The organism is Oscillibacter valericigenes, assembly GCF_021531915.1.
Lineage (GTDB): Bacteria > Bacillota > Clostridia > Oscillospirales > Oscillospiraceae > Oscillibacter > Oscillibacter valericigenes_A.
In genome coordinates this window covers 1-514 of record NZ_JAFBIV010000050.1, presented here as the reverse complement: position 1 = coordinate 514, position 514 = coordinate 1, and the positions used below count along the sequence as shown (strand labels likewise).

General features: G+C 52.9%; 1 protein-coding gene. It reads right to left on the bottom strand.

All coding sequences use genetic code 11. From position 1 onward, the window contains the following. Positions 1 to 499, bottom strand: a 499-nt coding sequence (locus JQM66_RS12460) for a tyrosine-type recombinase/integrase (RefSeq protein ID WP_235230182.1), incomplete at its 3' end; no start/stop codon positions are given. Positions 500 to 514 lie beyond the last annotated feature (15 nt).

Sequence of the window (514 nt, the reverse complement as noted above, 5' to 3'; positions counted from 1 at the left end):
GTTCCTCAGACATTGGAATATCCCGCTTGCCCGCGCTGGTCTTCAACTCATCACTGATGGTCGTTTCATACCGCCCCATCACCGCGTTGTGACGAACATGGATGACCTTTTTCTTGAAATCCACATCATCCCAGCGAAGGCCTGCGATCTCACCCCTCCGCATGCCCGTATGGAGTGCGATCAGAAGAAAGGTTCTCGCCCGGGGGTTACTGACCCGGTCTAACAGCAGCTGGCTCTCTGCGACCGTCAAAGCGATCTTCTCGGGCGTTTTCTTGCCGCCGGCCTTCAACATGCTGCTGACCGGAGATTTTGCCACAAGGCCGTTTTCCTGAGCCGCCTTAAAGATACTTCTTAAGGTCACAAGCACCTTGGACTGCAGAGAATTGCTCTTATCAGACATCGTCGCCATAATAGCCTGAATCTGCATAGGGGAAATATCCCGCAGGCGGTATCCCCCAATGAACGGCAGAATATGCTGGTTCAGCACATACTTGATCATGTTGAGACTGCTCTC